This is a genomic window from Paraburkholderia sp. EG304 (assembly GCF_046543485.1).
In the GTDB taxonomy this organism is placed as follows: domain Bacteria; phylum Pseudomonadota; class Gammaproteobacteria; order Burkholderiales; family Burkholderiaceae; genus Paraburkholderia; species Paraburkholderia youngii.
In genome coordinates, this window is the sequence record NZ_JBKGUA010000011.1 from 85,280 (window position 1) to 101,217 (window position 15,938).

The window sequence follows — 15,938 nt, forward strand, 5'->3', positions numbered from 1 at the left end:
GCGTGCTCATCCGGAGAACTGAGCGTATTTTTTGCGCGTCCCGCGGCGCGTCATGGCGCGGTTTTGTTTGTGCGCGAGCGCGCCAGTTCAAGGTCCTCGCACAGTTGCCGTGCGCCTTGCGCGATGCGCGGCGCGGGGCGATTGATCAGATCGCCGTCGATCGCAAACAGGTTGTTGTTCGCGACGGCCGCGAGACGCGGCCACGCGCGCCATGTGTCGAGTTGCGGCAGCGTCGTGTCGGGCTGCGTCGCGCCGGGCGCGGCCGTGACGATCGCCTGCGGATTCGCCGCGAGCACCGCTTCGGTCGATACGGTCGGCACGAGCGGCTGCAGGTCCGCGAACACGTTGCGGCCGCCGCATAGCGTGATCACGTCGCTGATCATGTGCTCGCCGTTTAGCGTCATCAGCGGCCGGTCCCATACCTGATAGAACACGCTGACTACCGGGCGATTCGCATACCGCGCGCGCAGACGGGCGATGTCGCCGCGATAGGCGGCCGCCGCCGCGTCCGCGCTCGCCGAGGCGCCGAGCAGCCGGCCGAGCTTCGTCAGCGACACGGCGATATCGTCGAGACGGCGCGGCTCGCTGAAAAAGAGCGGCACGTGCAGCTCGCGCAAGCGCTCGAGCTGGCGCTGCGCATTGCCATGCCGCCAAACGACGATCAAATCCGGTTTCAGCGCGACGATGCGTTCGAGGTCGAGCGCCTTGTTGTCGCCGACGCGCGGCAGTTGCTTCGCTTCGGGCGGATAGTCGCTGTACGACACCGCGCCGACCATCTTCGGCCCGCCGCCCGCGGCGTACAGCAATTCGGTCACGTGCGGGGCGAGGCTGATCACGCGTTGCGCGGGCGCGGCGAGCGTGACGGTCGCGCCGCTGTCGTCGGTGACGGTGATCGCGGCGTGCGCGCTCAGCGCAGATAAAGCGAGCGCCGCGGCGCTGAACCACTGGATCGATCGGCGCGCGGGCGCGGCAAGGCGGGTGGAGCGAGTGAAGCGGGTCATCGGGCGAGGGCGGATCACGAAGCGTTGAACGGCTGCGGTGCGAAGGACGGTGCGCTAACCGGAGCGCGCGGTATCGATCGAATCAACCGCCTGTTGCAGCTGTTGTTCGAAGCGGGTCCATTCGGTTTCATCGCCCGGCAGGCCGAAGCGTACGCTGGCCGATGGCATCCGCGGAGATGGCGGAAAAAGACGCGTCCACACGCCGCGCCGCGCGAGCGCTTCGTGCAATGCGGCGGCGCGCGCATCGTCGGTCCATGCGAAAAGCGGGGTCCCGCGTGTCGCGAAACCGTGCGCATGCAACAGCCCGGCAAGCCGCGCGCTTTCGGTGGTCAGCCGCTCACGCATCCGCGTTTGCCATGCGGCATCGGCGAACGCGGCGCTCACCGCATGACGTGCGGGACCGCTGACCGTCCACGCGCCCAAACTGTCGCGCAACGCGGCGAGCAAGGCCGGCGCACCCAGCACGAAGCCGGCGCGCACCCCCGCGAGCCCGAAGAACTTGCCGGGCGAGCGTAATACGACGAGCCCGTCTCGCCCCGTATGCGCCGCCAGCGACGCGACGCGCGCGGCCGGCAGCGTATCGGCGAAAGCTTCGTCGACCAGCAGCGTGCCGCCGCGTTCGCGCAGCTGCGCGTGCCAGTGCAGCAGCCTCGCGGCATCGGTATGGGTAGCCGTCGGATTGTTGGGATTGACGATCACGACATGCGTGAGCGCGGCGGGCAGCGTGTCGAGCTGCACGTCGAGCGGCGCGTCGAGCGGCGCGACCTCGTGTCCGGCGCGCGCGAACGCCGGCGCGTACTCGCCGTAGGTCAGCGGCGCGATGCCGACCGTGGCGCGCGGCAGCAGCGCGGGCAGCGCGCGAATCCCCGCCTGGCTGCCGGCCACCGGCAGCACGTGCGCGGCATCGGGCGCGCCGTAGTAGCGCGCGGCCCGCTCGGCGAAGCCGTCGCCTTCGTCGGGCAAACGGCGCCATGCGTCGGCGGGCAGCGGCGGCACCGGGTAGCCGTGCGGATTGATGCCGGTCGACAGATCGAGCCAATGTGCGTACGGAATGCCGTAGCGCGTCGCCGCTTCGTGCAAGTTGCCGCCGTGTGCGATCGTGTCGCTTGCGGCTGGCTCGCGCGCGTGTATCCGGTCGGTCATGCGCTCGTCCCATCGCTACGCGTGTCGTTTCGCTCAGCCATGAAACGGCACGCTCAACAAGGCCAGCACGATCAGCACGGCCAGCCACAGAATCACCGTGCGTTCGACCAGCATCAACGCGGCGCCCACATGACGCGCCTCGGCGCGATGCCCGAAGCCCAGCGTCGGCCGATGTTCGAGCGTGCCGTGATACACGGCCGGCCCGCCGATCAGCACGTTAAGGCTGCCGGCGCCGGACGCCATCACCGGTCCTGCGTTCGGGCTGTCCCAGCGCGGCGCCTGTTCGCGCCAGCAGCGCCATGCGGTCAGTGTGTCGCCGAGCAGCGCGTAGCTGGTGGCGGTCAGCCGTGCGGGAATCCAGTTCAGCACGTCGTCGATGCGCGCGGCGGCCCAGCCGAAGCGCAGATAGCGCGGCGTGCGATAACCCCACATCGCGTCGAGCGTATTGGCGAGGCGAAAGCCGAGCGCGCCAGGCCCGCCCGCGAGCGCGAACCAGAACAGCGCGCCGAAGATCGCGTCATTGCCGTTTTCGAGCGCCGATTCGACCGCGGCGCGCGCGAGCGCGGCTTCGTCGGACTGACTGGTGTCGCGCGACACGATCCGCGCGGTCAGCTCACGTGCGGCGGCGAGATCGTGTTGGCCCAGCGCCCTCGAGATCGGCGCGATGTGGTCGCGCAGGCTGCGCGCGCCGAGCGCGAACCACAGCAGCGCGACATGCAGCGCGCAGGCCGCGAACAACGGCAGCACGGCGACCAGCCACCACGCGGTCAACACCGGCGGCAGCACCGCGAGCGCCCATGCGAGCAGCCCCTTGAGCCGCAGACGCCGGTCGTGATTGAAGCGCGCCTCGATGCGCGTGGCCCAGTTGCCGAAGCCGACCAGCGGATGCCGGCGGCTCGGCTCGCCGAACCACCGATCGACGGCGATGCCCGCGACCGCGAGTGTCGCGACCAGCGGCATCGTCAGCGGCGGCATCACGCGTGGCTCGCGCTTTTCAGCGCGAGCGGCAGTCCCGCCACCATCAACGTGGCCACGCTGCTCAATGCGGCGATGCGCTGATTGAGGCGGCCGAGTTCGTCGACGTAAAGGCGGGTGGCTTCGCCGAGCGGCACGACGCCGAGCCCGATCTCGTTGCTGACGATGATGATCTTGCCGCGCGCGCCGGCGAGCGCGGCTTCGAACGCGGTGGCCTGCTCGTAGTAGTGCGACAGCGGCGGTGCGGCGCCGTCGGCGGGACACAGCAGGTTGGCGAGCCACAGCGTCAGGCAGTCGATCAGCAGACACTGGCCCGGCGCGTCGTGTTGCGCTAGCGCGCCCGCGAGATCGTCGTCCGCTTCGACGAGCCCCCAATGCGCGGGCCGCCGCTCGCGATGATGCGCGATGCGCGCGTTGAATTCGGCGTCGTCGGTGACGCGGGCGGTGGCGATGTAGGTGACGGGGAGGGCGCTGTCGCTGGCGAGCCGCTCGGCATGCGCGCTCTTGCCCGAGCGGGCGCCACCGAGGACGAAGGTGAGGTCGCGGGGAGTCATCCTATGATTGTACCCGGCGCGATGGGATAATGCCGCTCGATTCCATTACAACGCCACTGTCCACCTTCCACCTGCACCGCCGTGACCCGAATGCCCATTTCCCCCGACACCCTGCCTGTGCCGCGCGGCACGCTGATGATCCAGGGCACCACGTCCGATGCGGGCAAGAGCACGCTGGTCGCGGGACTGTGCCGCCTCGCGCGGCGCGCGGGCGCGCGGGTCGCGCCGTTCAAGCCGCAGAACATGGCGCTGAACAGCGCGGTGACCGTCGACGGCGGCGAGATCGGCCGCGCGCAGGCATTGCAGGCGCTTGCCGCGGGCATCGACGCGCATACCGATCTGAACCCGGTGCTGTTGAAGCCGACCAGCGATCGCGGCGCGCAGGTGATCATCCACGGCAAGGCGCGCATCAATCTCGACGCGCGCGCGTATCACGACTACAAGCCGGTCGCGTTCGAGGCGGTGCTGGAGTCGTATGCGCGGCTGCGCGCGTCGTACGACACGATTTTCGTCGAAGGCGCGGGCAGTCCGGCCGAGATCAATCTGCGCGAGCGCGACATCGCGAACATGGGTTTCGCGGAGGCGGTCGATTGTCCGGTCGTGCTGGTCGCCGACATCGATCGCGGCGGCGTGTTCGCGCACCTGACCGGCACGCTCGCGTGTCTGTCCGACAGCGAGCAGGCGCGCGTGCGCGGCTTCATCATCAACCGCTTTCGCGGCGACATCGGTCTGCTCAAGCCCGGGCTCGACTGGCTGGAAGCGAAGACCGGCAAGCCGGTGCTCGGGGTCGTGCCGTACCTGCACGGCCTGACACTCGATGCCGAGGACATGCTGCCGCCCGAGCTGCGCGCGGCGGCGAGCGGGGAAGCGCGCCGTCTGCTGCGCGTGGTCGTGCCGGTGCTGCCGCACATCAGCAACCACACCGACTTCGACGCGCTGCGCGCGCATCCGCAGGTCGATTTTCACTATGTGCGCGCGGGCACGCCGCCGCCGGCCGCCGATCTGATCATCCTGCCGGGCTCGAAGAACGTGCCGGACGACCTCGCGTTTCTGCGCGCGCAGGGCTGGGGCGACGTGCTCGCGCGGCATCTGCGCTATGGCGGCCGCGTGATCGGCATTTGCGGCGGCATGCAGATGCTGGGCCGCGAGATCGCCGATCCGCATGGCGTCGAGGGCGCACCCGGCACCTTCGCAGGCTTCGGCTGGCTCGACTATGCGACGGTGCTCACGCGCGACAAGACGCTGAAGAACGTGACTGGGCGCCTCGCGCTGCCCGGCGCACCGGATGTCGCCGGCTACGAGATTCACATGGGCGAAACGCGCGGGCCGGCATTGGACACGCCGGCGCTGCGGCTCGACCGTGCTGGTCCGCGCGAGGGCGGCGCGGATCTTGGCCGTCCCGATGGCGCGTTGTCCGCCGACGGCCAGATTCTCACGACCTACGTGCATGGCCTGTTCGACACGCCGGCCGCGTGCGCGGCGCTGCTCGCGTGGGCGGGGTTGAGCGATGCCGAAACGGTGGACTATCCGGCGTTGCGCGAGGCGTCGCTGGAGCGGCTGGCCGATACGCTCGCCGAGCACGTCGATATGCGCGGGCTGTTCGCGGCGCTGGGGTGACGCTTTGCGCTGGCCTTTCGATCGGATCGAAAGCCATTGCTGCGCGGGCGGGGCGCTTAGTACAACACCATCTGCGTGCAACGAAACAGTGCGATGGTCTTACCATCGGGACCAGTGACCGTCGCGTCCCAGACCTGCGTGCTGCGCCCAAGGTGCACACTCTTCGCGACCGCGCGGATCGTGCCCTGCGTGGCGGTGCCGAGGAAGTTGCTCTTCAGCTCGACCGTCGTGAAATTGCGCGAATTTTCGGGCAGATGCGCGATGCACGCGTAGCCGCAGGCGGTGTCGGCGAGGCCGATCACGGTGGCCGCGTGCAGGAAGCCGTTCGGCGCGAGCAGCTCGTCGCGCACGGTCAGTTCGGCGATCAGCGTGCCCTGGTCCACGGTCAGCACGCGTAGGCCCAGCAGGTCCGGCAGCGTGCCCTTCTGGCGCTCCTGCAGGCGTTCGACGGTGTATTCCGGGCGCAGTTTGCTCATGAGATTTCAGGTCCTTGTCGATAAAAACGGCGGTTTGCGGCGGCTGATTCGCGATGCGGGGGTTTCGGCCGCGCGGGATTTGTCGATATTATCAACGGCTGAACCGGTGGGCGTACCTTGAGACCGAACTTCGAACGGCAGCGATCATGGAGCCCGCCGGCGCCGGTCACAGCGGATCGGCGGGTACGGAGCAATAGCGCGGCAAACCGGCTGGCAGCGGTCCAGCCTTCTTTCCGGGAGATTTCATGTCGGTGATCGTGGTGGCGAATCCGAAGGGCGGCGTGGGCAAGAGCACGCTATCGACCAATCTGGCCGGCTATTTCGCCGCGGAGGGCGAATGGGTCGCGCTGGCCGACCTCGACAAGCAGCACTCCGCGCATGCGTGGCTCGAATTGCGGCCCTCCACGCTGCCGGCCATCGAAACCTGGGAGGTCAATCCCGACACGCCGGCCAAGCCGCCGAAAGGCCTCGAGCACGCGGTCGTCGACACGCCGGCCGGCCTGCATGGCAATCGCATGAACATCGCGCTCGATCTCGCCGACAAGGTGATCGTGCCGCTCCAGCCGTCGATGTTCGATATTCTCGCGACCCAGGAATTTCTCGAGCGGCTCGCGAAGGAAAAGGCGGTCAGGAAGGGCGCGATCGAGATCGGCGTGGTCGGCATGCGCGTCGATGCACGCACGCGCTCGGCCGAGCAGCTGCATCGTTTCGTCGAGGGATTGAAGCTGCCGGTGCTCGGCTTTCTGCGCGACACGCAAAACTACGTGCAGCTCGCGGCGCACGGCCTGACGCTGTGGGACGTCGCGAAAAGCCGCGTGGAGAAGGATCTGGAGCAGTGGCAGCCGATCGTCGAGTGGACGAACGGCACGGGGAAGAAGGGCTGAGGCGGGGGGCTGCCCGCCATCAGTCGCGCATCACGAGCTGCGCTCAGCTCCAGGCCTGGGTGGGCACATGGTCGCGGCTGCCCTTGATCTTGTTGTTTTCATCGACGAACACCAGGTCCGGCTTCCAGCCCGCCTTCAGCTCCGCCTCGTCGACCACCGCGAACGCCGCGATGATGACCAGATCGCCGAGCTGCGCGCGACGCGCGGCCGAGCCGTTCAGCGAAATCATCCCGCTGCCGCGCTCACCCTTGATCGCGTAGGTCGAGAAGCGCTCGCCGTTGTTGATGTTCCAGATGTCGATCCGTTCGTTTTCGACGATGTTCGCTGCTTCGAGCAGGTCTTCGTCGATCGCGCACGAGCCCTCGTAGTGGAGCTCGCAGTGCGTGACCGCGACGCGGTGAATCTTCGACTTCAGCATATTGCGTTGCATGATCAATCCAATCCTGTGTGACTGCGCAGTGTAATCAGGTTCGCGCGGGCGGGTGCGGCGTCAGATTTCGAGGTTGTCGATGAGCCGGGTCGCGCCGAGCTTGGCGGCGGCCAGCACGACGAGCGGTGCGTTGGCGTCCTGCGCGCCGGGCGCGATCAGGTTCGAGCGCTTGCGGATCGCGATGTAATCGGGATTCCAGCCGCGCGCCGCGAGCGTCGCTTTGGCCGACTCCTCGAGCTTCGCGAAGTCGCGCTCGCCCGCGAGCACTGCGTCGCGCACGCGATTGAGTTCGGCGGCCAGCATCGGCGCCTCGGCGCGCTCGGCGGCCGAAAGGTAGCGGTTGCGCGAGCTGAGCGCGAGGCCGTCGGTGTCGCGCACGGTTTCGGCGGCGACGATGTCGGTCGGCAGCGCGAATTGGTGGCACATCTGGCGCACGATCATCAGCTGCTGATAATCCTTCTTGCCGAACACCGCGACGCGCGGCTGCACGCACGACATCAGCTTCATCACCACGGTGCAGACGCCGTGGAAGAAGCCGGGGCGGAATTCACCCTCGAGGATGTCGCCGAGATCGTGCGGCGGATGGACGCGATACTCCTGCGGCTCCGGATACATGTCCTTTTCGGTCGGCGCGAACAACACGTAGACGCCTTCCTTCTGCAGCTTCTCGATGTCGGCTTCGAGCGTGCGCGGATATTTGTCGAAATCCTCGTTCGGGCCGAACTGCAGGCGATTGACGAAAATGCTCGCCACGACCGGGTCGCCATGCTGGCGCGCGAGGCGCATCAGCGACAGATGGCCCTCGTGCAGGTTGCCCATCGTCGGCACAAAGGCCGTGCGATTCTGGCCGCGCAACTGGTCGCGCAATTCATGGATCGAGCTGATGACTTTCATGATCGGACAGGGAAAGGCTCGCGCGGCGCGCGATCCGGTTGGCGCGACACCTGGCGGAATCGCGCGGGTCATCGCCTCGCCGGCAAATGACGGGTTCGGAGCGCGGATTGTAGTGGATTTGGGCAGCGGGCGCACCGAATCGCGGCGGCTCCTCGGAGCGGCGCGCCGCGAGCTTGCCGCGCGGTTCCCGCGGAGGCCCGCCAGGCTTCGCTGCGACGGTTCCTAACGATTTTCCCGCGGTCCGGCCGCTATTTCGCAATCAGGCCGGCAGATACGCCAGTCGCACGTAAATCGGCGCGAACGGCTCCGCCTGGGTGATTTCGACGAGCGATTCGCGGCACAGTTCGAGCACGGCGATGAAGTTCACCACGACCACCGGCACGCCGCGGCTCGTGTCGAACAGATCGGAAAACTCGATGAAGCGCGCGTTCTGCAACTGCCGCAGTATCAGGCTCATGTGCTCGCGCACCGACAGTTCCTCGCGCGAAATCTTGTGATGCTGGACCAGCTTCGCGCGCTTGATCACGTCGGCCCACGCGGCGCGCAGGTCGTCGCTGTTCACGTCCGGGAACCGCGGCGTGACGCTCTGCTCGATGTAGACCTCGGCGCGCAGAAAGTCGCGCCCGAGCTGCGGCAATTGGTCGATGCGTTGCGCGGCGAGCTTGATCTGCTCGTATTCGAGCAGGCGGCGCACCAGTTCGGCGCGTGGGTCTTCGGCCTCTTCGCCGGTGTCGGCCTTCTTGACCGGCAGCAGCATGCGCGACTTGATCTCGATCAGCATCGCGGCCATCAGCAGATACTCGGACGCGAGTTCGAGATTGGTCTTGCGCAGTTGCTCGACGTAGCCGAGATATTGCTCGGTGACGTCCGCCATCGGGATGTCGAGCACGTTGAAGTTCTGCTTGCGGATCAGGTACAGCAGCAGGTCGAGCGGCCCCTCGAAGGTTTCGAGGAACACTTCGAGCGCGTCCGGCGGGATGTACAGGTCGTTCGGCAGCTTGAACAGCGGCTCGCCGTACAGACGCGCGAAAGCGACGCCGTCGACCGTATCGGGCGTCGAATCGGTCGCGGGCGTGGAAAGCGCGGTGGCGGACGGTGCCGGCGCTGGGCCATGAACCGGGCCGTGGACCGGTTCGTGAACTGGGCCGTGAAGCGGACCATGCACCTCGTCAGCGTGACTCATCGTCGGCGTGACTGGGGCGCTTAGAAGTTCTGGTAGTACGAGTAAGGCGTCTGCTGCACGCGCGAAGCTTTCTGCTCGGCGCGCTCTTCCAGATCGATCGGCTGTTTGTCCCACAGCAGTGCGCGGCCTTTGCGTTGCTCGGCCTCGAGATTGGGCTTCTGTTGCTTGAGCTGGTTCAGGAACTGGGTGATGTCCGATTGATACATGGCTCGACGTCCGTGGTGGGTAAGGTGGCGGCTCTCCGCTGGCCGCTGCGCGGTGCCGCTAGGAGGGCGCCGTCATCCGCGATTTTACCGCATGCGCCGCGCGCGGTCGAAAATCGCCGCAAGCCGTCTATTTTTGAGATGAAGCGCGGGGTGCCGCCTGGAGCACGATACGGGCCGATTGGGGTCGCATTGTGGTCAAATAGCATGCCTCGATCGCGCGGCGCGGCCGGGGCGCAAGAATTCACTCATTGAGGCCGGAGGTCCTGTTTGGCGGGAGGTACGATCGACAAGCCGCGTGTGTGGCGCGGCGAGACCGGCCAGACGCGAGGGCCCGCGCGCGAGCGCGAGGCGCTCGCGCGGTGCTGGCTGCGCGTGTCGTTCGCCTTCGGCCTCCTGATGTTGCTGCTCGCCGGAGGCGAGGCCTACGCGGCGAGCAAGGCGCCCAGCTATAAAGTCGAGGTGGTCGCCGAGCCGCGCGCGCTGCGCCGGCTGCTCCAACAGCACCTCGATATCTCGCGTTTCGCGAAGCGCCCCGACGTCAGCGACGACCAGTTCTCGTTCCTGATCACCGCGACGCCACAGCAGGCGCGCGATCTCGCCGCGACGCAGGGCTATTTCTCACCGCTCGTCAGCACCGACGTGCGCACCGTCGACAACATCCGCCAGGTCACCGTGCGCGTCGAGCCGGGCCCGCAGACCAAAGTCACGTCGGTCGATCTGTCGTTTCGCGGCGCGGTGCTGACCGAAGACCCGTCGCGCGAAAACGCGACGCGCTTCGCGTTCTCGCTGCACGAGGGCCAGCCGTTCTCGCAAAGCGACTGGGACGACGCGAAGAACGCGTCGCTGCGCGAGCTGCAATCGCGCCGCTACCTCGCCGCGAAGATCTACCACTCGGAGGCGCTGATCGATCCGCGCACGCACACCGCGAAGCTGTCGGTGATCTACGACAGCGGGCCGACCTTCACGATGGGCCAACTCGACGTGCAGGGCACGAAGCGCTATCCGGAACGCATCGTCCATAACGTCAATCCGATCTCGCCGGGCGACATCTACGACACGCGCACCGTCGCCGAACTGCAGCGGCAACTGCAGAACACGCCGTACTTTGCGAGCGTGGCGATCGACCTCGACAACGACCCCAGCAAGCCGCTCGACACGCCGGTGCACGTGAAGGTGTCGGAGTTTCCGTATCACAGCTTCCGCGGCGGGGTCGGCTATTCGACCGACAACGGTCCGCTCGTGCAGGGCGGCTACACGTATCTGAACACGTTCGGCGCGGCGTGGCCGTTCACCGTCGAGGGCCGCGCCGACCAGACGCAGCAATACGGCCAGGTCCAGCTATCGATGCCGCCCGGCCAACGCGGCTGGACCAACAGCGTGCTCGCGTCGTACACGACCACCGACGTCTCCGACACGCGCATCTACAGCATCCGCGGCGGCGTGCAGCGCTCGCGCACGTCGCAGTTCCTCGATTACAGCTATTCGCTGCTGTTCTACAACGATCAGCTGAACCAGAACGCCGCGCCGCCGACCCGCGCGCACGCGCTGGTGCCGGGGTGGTCTTGGACCCGGCGCGACACCGATGACCCGCTGTTCCCGCGCCGTGGCAACCTGATCCACGTCGAGGCGGGCTTCGCGGTCAAGGGAGTGCTCGCCGACCAGTCGTTCATCCGCGGCTACGCGCGCGGCCAGCAGTACTTCCCGATCGGCGACAACGACATCGTGCTGATCCGCGCCGAGCTCGGCGGCGTATTCACCAGCGGCAGCTCGAGCGGCGTTCCGGCGTCGCTGCTGTTCCGCGCGGGCGGTTCGAACTCGGTGCGCGGCTACGGCTTCCAGAGCATCGGCAACAACGTCGCCGGCTCGGTCCTGCCGACCAAATACCTGGTGACGAGCGCGGCCGAATACCAGCACTGGTTCTCGCACAACTGGGGCGCGGCCGTGTTCTTCGACATCGGCACCGCGACCGACACCTGGGGCGAGAAAATCTTCTATCCTGGCGCCGGCGTCGGCGCGCGCTGGCGCAGCCCGGTCGGCCCGGTCAATCTCGATGTCGCCTACGGGATTCGCGACAACAGGGTGCGGCCGTACATCACGCTCGGCATCGCGTTCTGACGTTTGACGACAACCCGCCACCTTATTTGCCACCGTATTCACGCATGACCACCGACGTCACCGACCCGCCCCCCGCGCAGCCGCCCGGCGCCACGCCGCCAGGACCGCCGGACGGGCAGCAGCCGCCCGACACGCCGCCGCCGAAACGGCGCTGGGGCCGGCTGCTGCTGAAGGCGATCGCGGGCACGGTGATCATGCTGGCGCTGCTGGCCGTACTCGCGGTCGGCCTGCTGTACGGCGCGCTGACGACCGAGCGCGGCACCGCGTACGCGTGGCACGCGGCCGTGAAGCTGCTGGGCGGCCGGCTCGCCGGCACGCTCGACGGCGGCACGCTCGCGCACGGCGTGCAACTGCGCGACGTGCGCTGGCGCAGCCTCGACGGCAACGGCACCGACATCCAGATCGACCGCGTCGCGGGCAGCTGGGCGCTCGCGCGCGAGCCGTGGCGGTTCACGATCGATTACCTGCACGTCGGCACGATCGAGGCGCGCATGGGCCCATCGTCGCCGAGCAGCAACGAGCCGATGAAACTGCCGCAGGATCTGCAATTGCCGATGCAGCTGGAGATCCGCGACGTGCGGGTCGAGCGGCTGCTGCTGCACCAGGGCGCGTCGACGACGGAGCTCTCTAGCTTCGCGTTTCATGGACGCAGCGACGGGCGTCATCACGAGGCCGCGATCGATCGGCTCGAGACGCCGTTCGGCGCACTGACGGCAGCGGCGAAACTCGATGGCGTGCAGCCGTTTCCGCTCACCGGCGAAGTCGGTTATGCGGGCAAGGTCAACGATGAAGCGGTGCAGGTGGCCGGTCACCTGAGCGGCACGCTCGAGCAACTGGTCGCCGAGCTCGATGCGAGTGGCATGAAGCTCGCCGGACACGCGCGGGTCGAAGCGGCGCCGTTTGCCGCGGTGCCGTTGCAGCGCGCGACGCTGAGCTTCGATCATGTGAATCCGCAGGCTTTCGCGCCCGGTGCGCCGTTGGCCGATCTGGCGGTGCGCGCGGAGTTGCAGCCGGTGGAGTCCGGCGCGGCGGGCGCTGCCAGCGCGGCTAGCATGGCCAGCGCGGCCGAACCGTCGGCCGCCAGCCATCCGCACCACCTCTTCGGCGGCCACCACGCGCCGGCCGAACCGGCGGCGGGTTTCGCCGTCGCGGGCCACATCTCGATCGTCAACGCGAAACCCGGCGCAATCGACCAGAAACTGCTGCCGCTGACCGACGCGAACGCCGACGTGCGGCTCGACGCCCGCACGCAGAGCATCTCGAACCTGAACGTGCGGCTCGTGCGCAACGCGACGCTCACCGGCGGCGGCACGCTGAGCGGCCGGCACGGCCAGCTCGATCTGAACGTCGCGCGGCTCGACCTGAACGCGCTGCAGGCGACCGTGCGGCCGACGCAACTGTCCGGCCCGATCGGCATCCGCCTGAACGACGACATCCAGAGCCTCACGCTCGATCTCGCCGACCCCGCCGCCGCGCTGCGCGCACAGGGCAAGATCACGTTCGATCCGGCGCGCATCAGCTTCAACGACGTGCGCGTCACGTCGGGCCGCGGCCGCATCGATCTATCGGGCGCGCTTAAACACGATGCGAATTCGACCTACAACCTGAAGGCGCAACTGACCGATTTCGATCCGCTGTCGCTGACCTCGCAGATGCCGGCGCGCACGCCGGTCACGAGTTCCGCCGCGCCCGCCGCGCGCGGCGCGCGGAGCGAGCGGCAAGCGCAGGCCGCGGCGCTCGCGGGCAGCACCGCTGGCGCGAAGAGCGCGGCGCCCGGCGATCAGGCCGCGGCCATCGCGAAGAACACCGCGCAGGCCGCGGTGCAGACCGAAGTGCTCGAGCGCAGGACGCCGGCGCCCGCGCATCGCGCAGCCGCGCGCGCGGCCCCACGCCCGGCCACGCCCGCGCGCAGGATCGAGGCGCGCGTGACCGCCACGCTCAGCGCGGCCGGCGTGCTCGCGCCGGTCTTCACGACGCGCGCCGAATTCACGCTCGGCCCGAGCGTTTACAACGACCTGCCGCTGACGGGCGGCGGCATGATCCAGTTGGCCGGCTCGCGAATCCTGCCGAGCCGCGCGAATCTTTCCGTAGCGGGCAATCAGGTCAATCTGCAAGGCAGCTTCGGCGCGGCCGGCGACCGGCTGCGCTTCGCCATCGACGCCCCACAGCTCGATCGGCTCGGCTTCGGCCTCGCGGGCGCGGTCGCCGCCGACGGCGACGTGACCGGCTCGTTCGCGCATCCGAACGTGACGCTGAACTACAAGGCCGACAGCGTCGTGTTCGCGAGCAACCGTGTCGGTCACGCACAAGGCCACGCCGAGTTGCGCGACGGCGCGAACGGCGCACTCGCGTTTACGACCGACGCGCGCAATGTCAGCGCGGGCGGCGTCGACCTCGCCACGCTGACTGCCCGGCTGTCCGGCACACGCGCGAATCACACGCTCGAAGCCGCCGCGACCGGCAAGCTGCAGGACCGTCCGCTCGATCTGACGCTCGCCGCCAACGGCAAGCTGACCGACACGCGCGACGGCTCGCGCTGGGACGGCACCGTCACGCGTCTGCAGAATCGCGGCACGCCGGCGCTCAATCTCGAATCGCCGCTCGCGGTCAGTGCCGGGCCGGGCCACCTGACGCTCGGCGCGACGCGTCTGACGATCGAAGGCTCGGCGCTGGCGCTGAAGTCGTTCGCATTCGATCATGGCCGCATCCAGTCGGCCGGCAGCCTGACCGACGTGTCGCTCGCGCACTTGCAGGAGTTGCGTCGCCAGATCACCGGCGAGCCGCCCGCCGTGCGCACCGACCTCGTGTTCGACGGCGACTGGGACTTCTCGCTCGGCGCGACGGCGAGCGGCCACCTCGAGCTGCGCCGGCGCAGCGGCGACGTGACGGTCGAAATCGGCCGCGGTCTAGCGTCGATGGGCATTGGCGCGATCCGCGCGCGCGCCGAATTCACCGGCGGCAACCGGCTCAACGCGACCGTGCATGCGCAGGCGAGCCGCATCGGCGTGATCGATGCCGACGCGCACACGCCGCTCGTGCTGCGCGACGGCATGTTGACCGTCGATCCGCAGAGCGCGCTGTCGGGCAACGTCAACGCGAACGTGCCGTCGCTGCGCACGACGGGCGGCCTGCTCGGCCCGAGCTACCTGCTCGACGGCCGTCTCGCGCTGCAACTCGCGCTCGGCGGCACGGTCGCGAAGCCGAACGTGACCGGCTCGCTGACCGGCGACGGTCTGTCCGCCACGGTCGTGAGCCAGGGCGTGCAACTGAAGGACGGCGTCGTGCGCATCGCGCTGTCGCAGAACACGGTGGACTTCCAGCAGGTCGAGTTCCACGGCGCGAGCGGCACGCTGCGCGCGACCGGGCGCGTGCGCCTCGACAGCGCGGAGCCCGACATGACCGCGAGCATCGTCGCGGACAAGCTCGATGTGTTCGCGTCGCCGGACCGCCATCTGTCGCTGTCGGGCAGCGCGAACATTTCGAACGGCGGCGTGGAGCGCGGTCCTGTGATCGACGGCAAGTTCGTGGTCGATAGCGCGCTGTTCGATCTGCCCGAGCAGGCCGCGCCGAGCCTCGGCGACGACGTCGTGATCATCCGCCCGGACGGCACGCGCTCGGGCGGCCGGCCGCGTCCGACCGAAGGCGGTCAGCCGCCGGCGAGCCCGTTCGCGCCGCGCGCGAACATCGAGATCGGCCTCGGTAACGACTTCCGCTTCCGCGGTAAGGGCGCCGATCTCGGCCTCGCCGGCACGATCACTGCGACGAGCGCGCCGAATACGCCGCTGCGCGCGGTCGGCAATGTGCGCGTCACGCCGGGTTCGACCTACACCGCATTCGGCCGCAAGCTCGCGATCGAGAACGGCTTCTTCACGTTCAACGGGCCGGTCACGAATCCGGGCATCAACATTCTCGCGATGCGCCGCAACCAGCAGGTCGAGGCCGGCGTGCAGGTGACCGGCACGCTCCAGGCGCCGGTCGCGCGGCTCGTGTCGGAGCCGAGCGTGCCGGACAACGAAAAGCTGTCGTGGCTGCTGTTCGGTCACGGCACCGACCAGGGCAACAACCTCGGCCAGCAGAGCACGATGACGACGGCGCTCGCGCTGCTCGGCAGTGCGACGGGCGCGCGGATCGCGCAGACCGTCGGGCTCGACGAGTTTTCGATCGGCCGCAGCGACGTCGGTCTGACCGATCCGCAAGTCGTGATGGTGTCGAAGGCGATCAACGAGTGGCTCGTGATCGGCTATGAGCAGGGGCTGCAGTCGGCCAGCAATGCGATCAAGGCGACGATCAATCTGACGCGGTACTGGTCGCTGGTCGTCTACGGCGGCACGTTCTATGGCGCCGACGTGTTGTACACACGGCGCTTCGATCGGATCGCCTGGTGATGAGGGCAGCATAAAAAAACGGCACGCCTGGAAGCGTGCCGTTTTCGTCATACCTGCTTGCTGCGAGGTGGGGTG

General features: G+C 68.4%; 13 protein-coding genes. 4 read left to right on the forward strand and 9 right to left on the reverse strand.

The window, feature by feature from the left end; all coding sequences use genetic code 11:
* Positions 1 to 50: 50 nt before the first annotated feature.
* The 4 genes from ACLFKU_RS15690 to cobU are packed head-to-tail and all read right to left on the reverse strand — an operon-like array spanning position 51 to position 3,673.
* Positions 51 to 1,001, reverse strand: a complete 951-nt coding sequence (locus tag ACLFKU_RS15690; protein WP_410849678.1) for a cobalamin-binding protein — start codon at positions 999 to 1,001, stop codon at positions 51 to 53.
* 54 nt (positions 1,002 to 1,055) lie between these two features.
* Positions 1,056 to 2,144: a threonine-phosphate decarboxylase CobD gene (gene cobD / locus ACLFKU_RS15695; protein ID WP_410849679.1), complete on the reverse strand. Its 1,089-nt coding sequence runs from the start codon at positions 2,142 to 2,144 to the stop codon at positions 1,056 to 1,058.
* Between the two features lie 33 nt (positions 2,145 to 2,177).
* Positions 2,178 to 3,119, reverse strand: coding sequence for an adenosylcobinamide-phosphate synthase CbiB (gene cbiB / locus ACLFKU_RS15700; protein ID WP_410849743.1), 942 nt, complete (start codon positions 3,117 to 3,119; stop codon positions 2,178 to 2,180).
* Entirely contained in the window at positions 3,119 to 3,673 is a 555-nt protein-coding gene (gene cobU, locus ACLFKU_RS15705) for a bifunctional adenosylcobinamide kinase/adenosylcobinamide-phosphate guanylyltransferase (protein WP_368586677.1), read from the reverse strand. Before cobU ends, cbiB begins: the two co-directional genes overlap by 1 nt.
* A gap of 90 nt (positions 3,674 to 3,763) precedes the next feature.
* On the opposite strand from cobU, the gene ACLFKU_RS15710 reads away from it, so the two are divergent.
* Positions 3,764 to 5,290 (forward strand): cobyric acid synthase, encoded by a 1,527-nt coding sequence (locus tag ACLFKU_RS15710; RefSeq protein WP_410849680.1) that lies wholly within the window; start codon positions 3,764 to 3,766, stop codon positions 5,288 to 5,290.
* Between the two features lie 56 nt (positions 5,291 to 5,346).
* Here ACLFKU_RS15710 and ACLFKU_RS15715 read toward each other — a convergent pair whose 3' ends face one another.
* Entirely contained in the window at positions 5,347 to 5,766 is a 420-nt protein-coding gene (locus ACLFKU_RS15715; RefSeq protein WP_410849681.1) for a PaaI family thioesterase, read from the reverse strand.
* A gap of 245 nt (positions 5,767 to 6,011) precedes the next feature.
* Between ACLFKU_RS15715 and ACLFKU_RS15720 the strand changes: the two genes are divergently transcribed.
* Positions 6,012 to 6,650 (forward strand): ParA family protein, encoded by a 639-nt coding sequence (locus tag ACLFKU_RS15720; RefSeq protein ID WP_368586680.1) that lies wholly within the window; start codon positions 6,012 to 6,014, stop codon positions 6,648 to 6,650.
* A gap of 43 nt (positions 6,651 to 6,693) precedes the next feature.
* Here ACLFKU_RS15720 and panD read toward each other — a convergent pair whose 3' ends face one another.
* From panD to ACLFKU_RS15740, 4 genes are all read right to left on the reverse strand, one after another.
* A complete protein-coding gene (panD, locus tag ACLFKU_RS15725) occupies positions 6,694 to 7,080 on the reverse strand; it encodes an aspartate 1-decarboxylase (protein ID WP_018431692.1) in 387 nt (128 codons plus the stop codon).
* Between the two features lie 60 nt (positions 7,081 to 7,140).
* A complete protein-coding gene (gene panC, locus ACLFKU_RS15730; protein WP_013088714.1) occupies positions 7,141 to 7,974 on the reverse strand; it encodes a pantoate--beta-alanine ligase in 834 nt (277 codons plus the stop codon).
* 259 nt (positions 7,975 to 8,233) lie between these two features.
* A complete protein-coding gene (locus tag ACLFKU_RS15735; protein WP_368586681.1) occupies positions 8,234 to 9,157 on the reverse strand; it encodes a segregation and condensation protein A in 924 nt (307 codons plus the stop codon).
* 20 nt (positions 9,158 to 9,177) lie between these two features.
* Positions 9,178 to 9,363 (reverse strand): DUF3460 family protein, encoded by a 186-nt coding sequence (locus ACLFKU_RS15740; protein ID WP_013088716.1) that lies wholly within the window; start codon positions 9,361 to 9,363, stop codon positions 9,178 to 9,180.
* Between the two features lie 267 nt (positions 9,364 to 9,630).
* Here ACLFKU_RS15740 and ACLFKU_RS15745 point away from each other — a divergent pair, with 267 nt between their 5' ends.
* Both ACLFKU_RS15745 and ACLFKU_RS15750 read left to right on the forward strand, forming a co-directional pair.
* Positions 9,631 to 11,478 carry an autotransporter assembly complex protein TamA gene (locus tag ACLFKU_RS15745; protein WP_368586682.1) on the forward strand — a complete coding sequence of 616 codons (1,848 nt, stop codon included), beginning with the start codon at positions 9,631 to 9,633 and terminating at the stop codon, positions 11,476 to 11,478.
* A gap of 44 nt (positions 11,479 to 11,522) precedes the next feature.
* Positions 11,523 to 15,863, forward strand: a complete 4,341-nt coding sequence (locus ACLFKU_RS15750; protein WP_410849682.1) for a translocation/assembly module TamB domain-containing protein — start codon at positions 11,523 to 11,525, stop codon at positions 15,861 to 15,863.
* Positions 15,864 to 15,938: the final 75 nt, after the last annotated feature.

What these genes read in the sequence shown, in the direction of transcription:
- ACLFKU_RS15690 (WP_410849678.1), bottom strand. Translation starts at nt 1,001, where the DNA reads ATGACCCGCTTCACTCGCTCCACCCGCCTTGCCGCGCCCGCGCGCCGA.
- cobD (WP_410849679.1), bottom strand. Translation starts at nt 2,144, where the DNA reads ATGACCGACCGGATACACGCGCGCGAGCCAGCCGCAAGCGACACGATC.
- cbiB (WP_410849743.1), bottom strand. Translation starts at nt 3,119, where the DNA reads ATGCCGCCGCTGACGATGCCGCTGGTCGCGACACTCGCGGTCGCGGGC.
- cobU (WP_368586677.1), bottom strand. Translation starts at nt 3,673, where the DNA reads ATGACTCCCCGCGACCTCACCTTCGTCCTCGGTGGCGCCCGCTCGGGC.
- ACLFKU_RS15710 (WP_410849680.1), top strand. Translation starts at nt 3,764, where the DNA reads ATGCCCATTTCCCCCGACACCCTGCCTGTGCCGCGCGGCACGCTGATG.
- ACLFKU_RS15715 (WP_410849681.1), bottom strand. Translation starts at nt 5,766, where the DNA reads ATGAGCAAACTGCGCCCGGAATACACCGTCGAACGCCTGCAGGAGCGC.
- ACLFKU_RS15720 (WP_368586680.1), top strand. Translation starts at nt 6,012, where the DNA reads ATGTCGGTGATCGTGGTGGCGAATCCGAAGGGCGGCGTGGGCAAGAGC.
- panD (WP_018431692.1), bottom strand. Translation starts at nt 7,080, where the DNA reads ATGCAACGCAATATGCTGAAGTCGAAGATTCACCGCGTCGCGGTCACG.
- panC (WP_013088714.1), bottom strand. Translation starts at nt 7,974, where the DNA reads ATGAAAGTCATCAGCTCGATCCATGAATTGCGCGACCAGTTGCGCGGC.
- ACLFKU_RS15735 (WP_368586681.1), bottom strand. Translation starts at nt 9,157, where the DNA reads ATGAGTCACGCTGACGAGGTGCATGGTCCGCTTCACGGCCCAGTTCAC.
- ACLFKU_RS15740 (WP_013088716.1), bottom strand. Translation starts at nt 9,363, where the DNA reads ATGTATCAATCGGACATCACCCAGTTCCTGAACCAGCTCAAGCAACAG.
- ACLFKU_RS15750 (WP_410849682.1), top strand. Translation starts at nt 11,523, where the DNA reads ATGACCACCGACGTCACCGACCCGCCCCCCGCGCAGCCGCCCGGCGCC.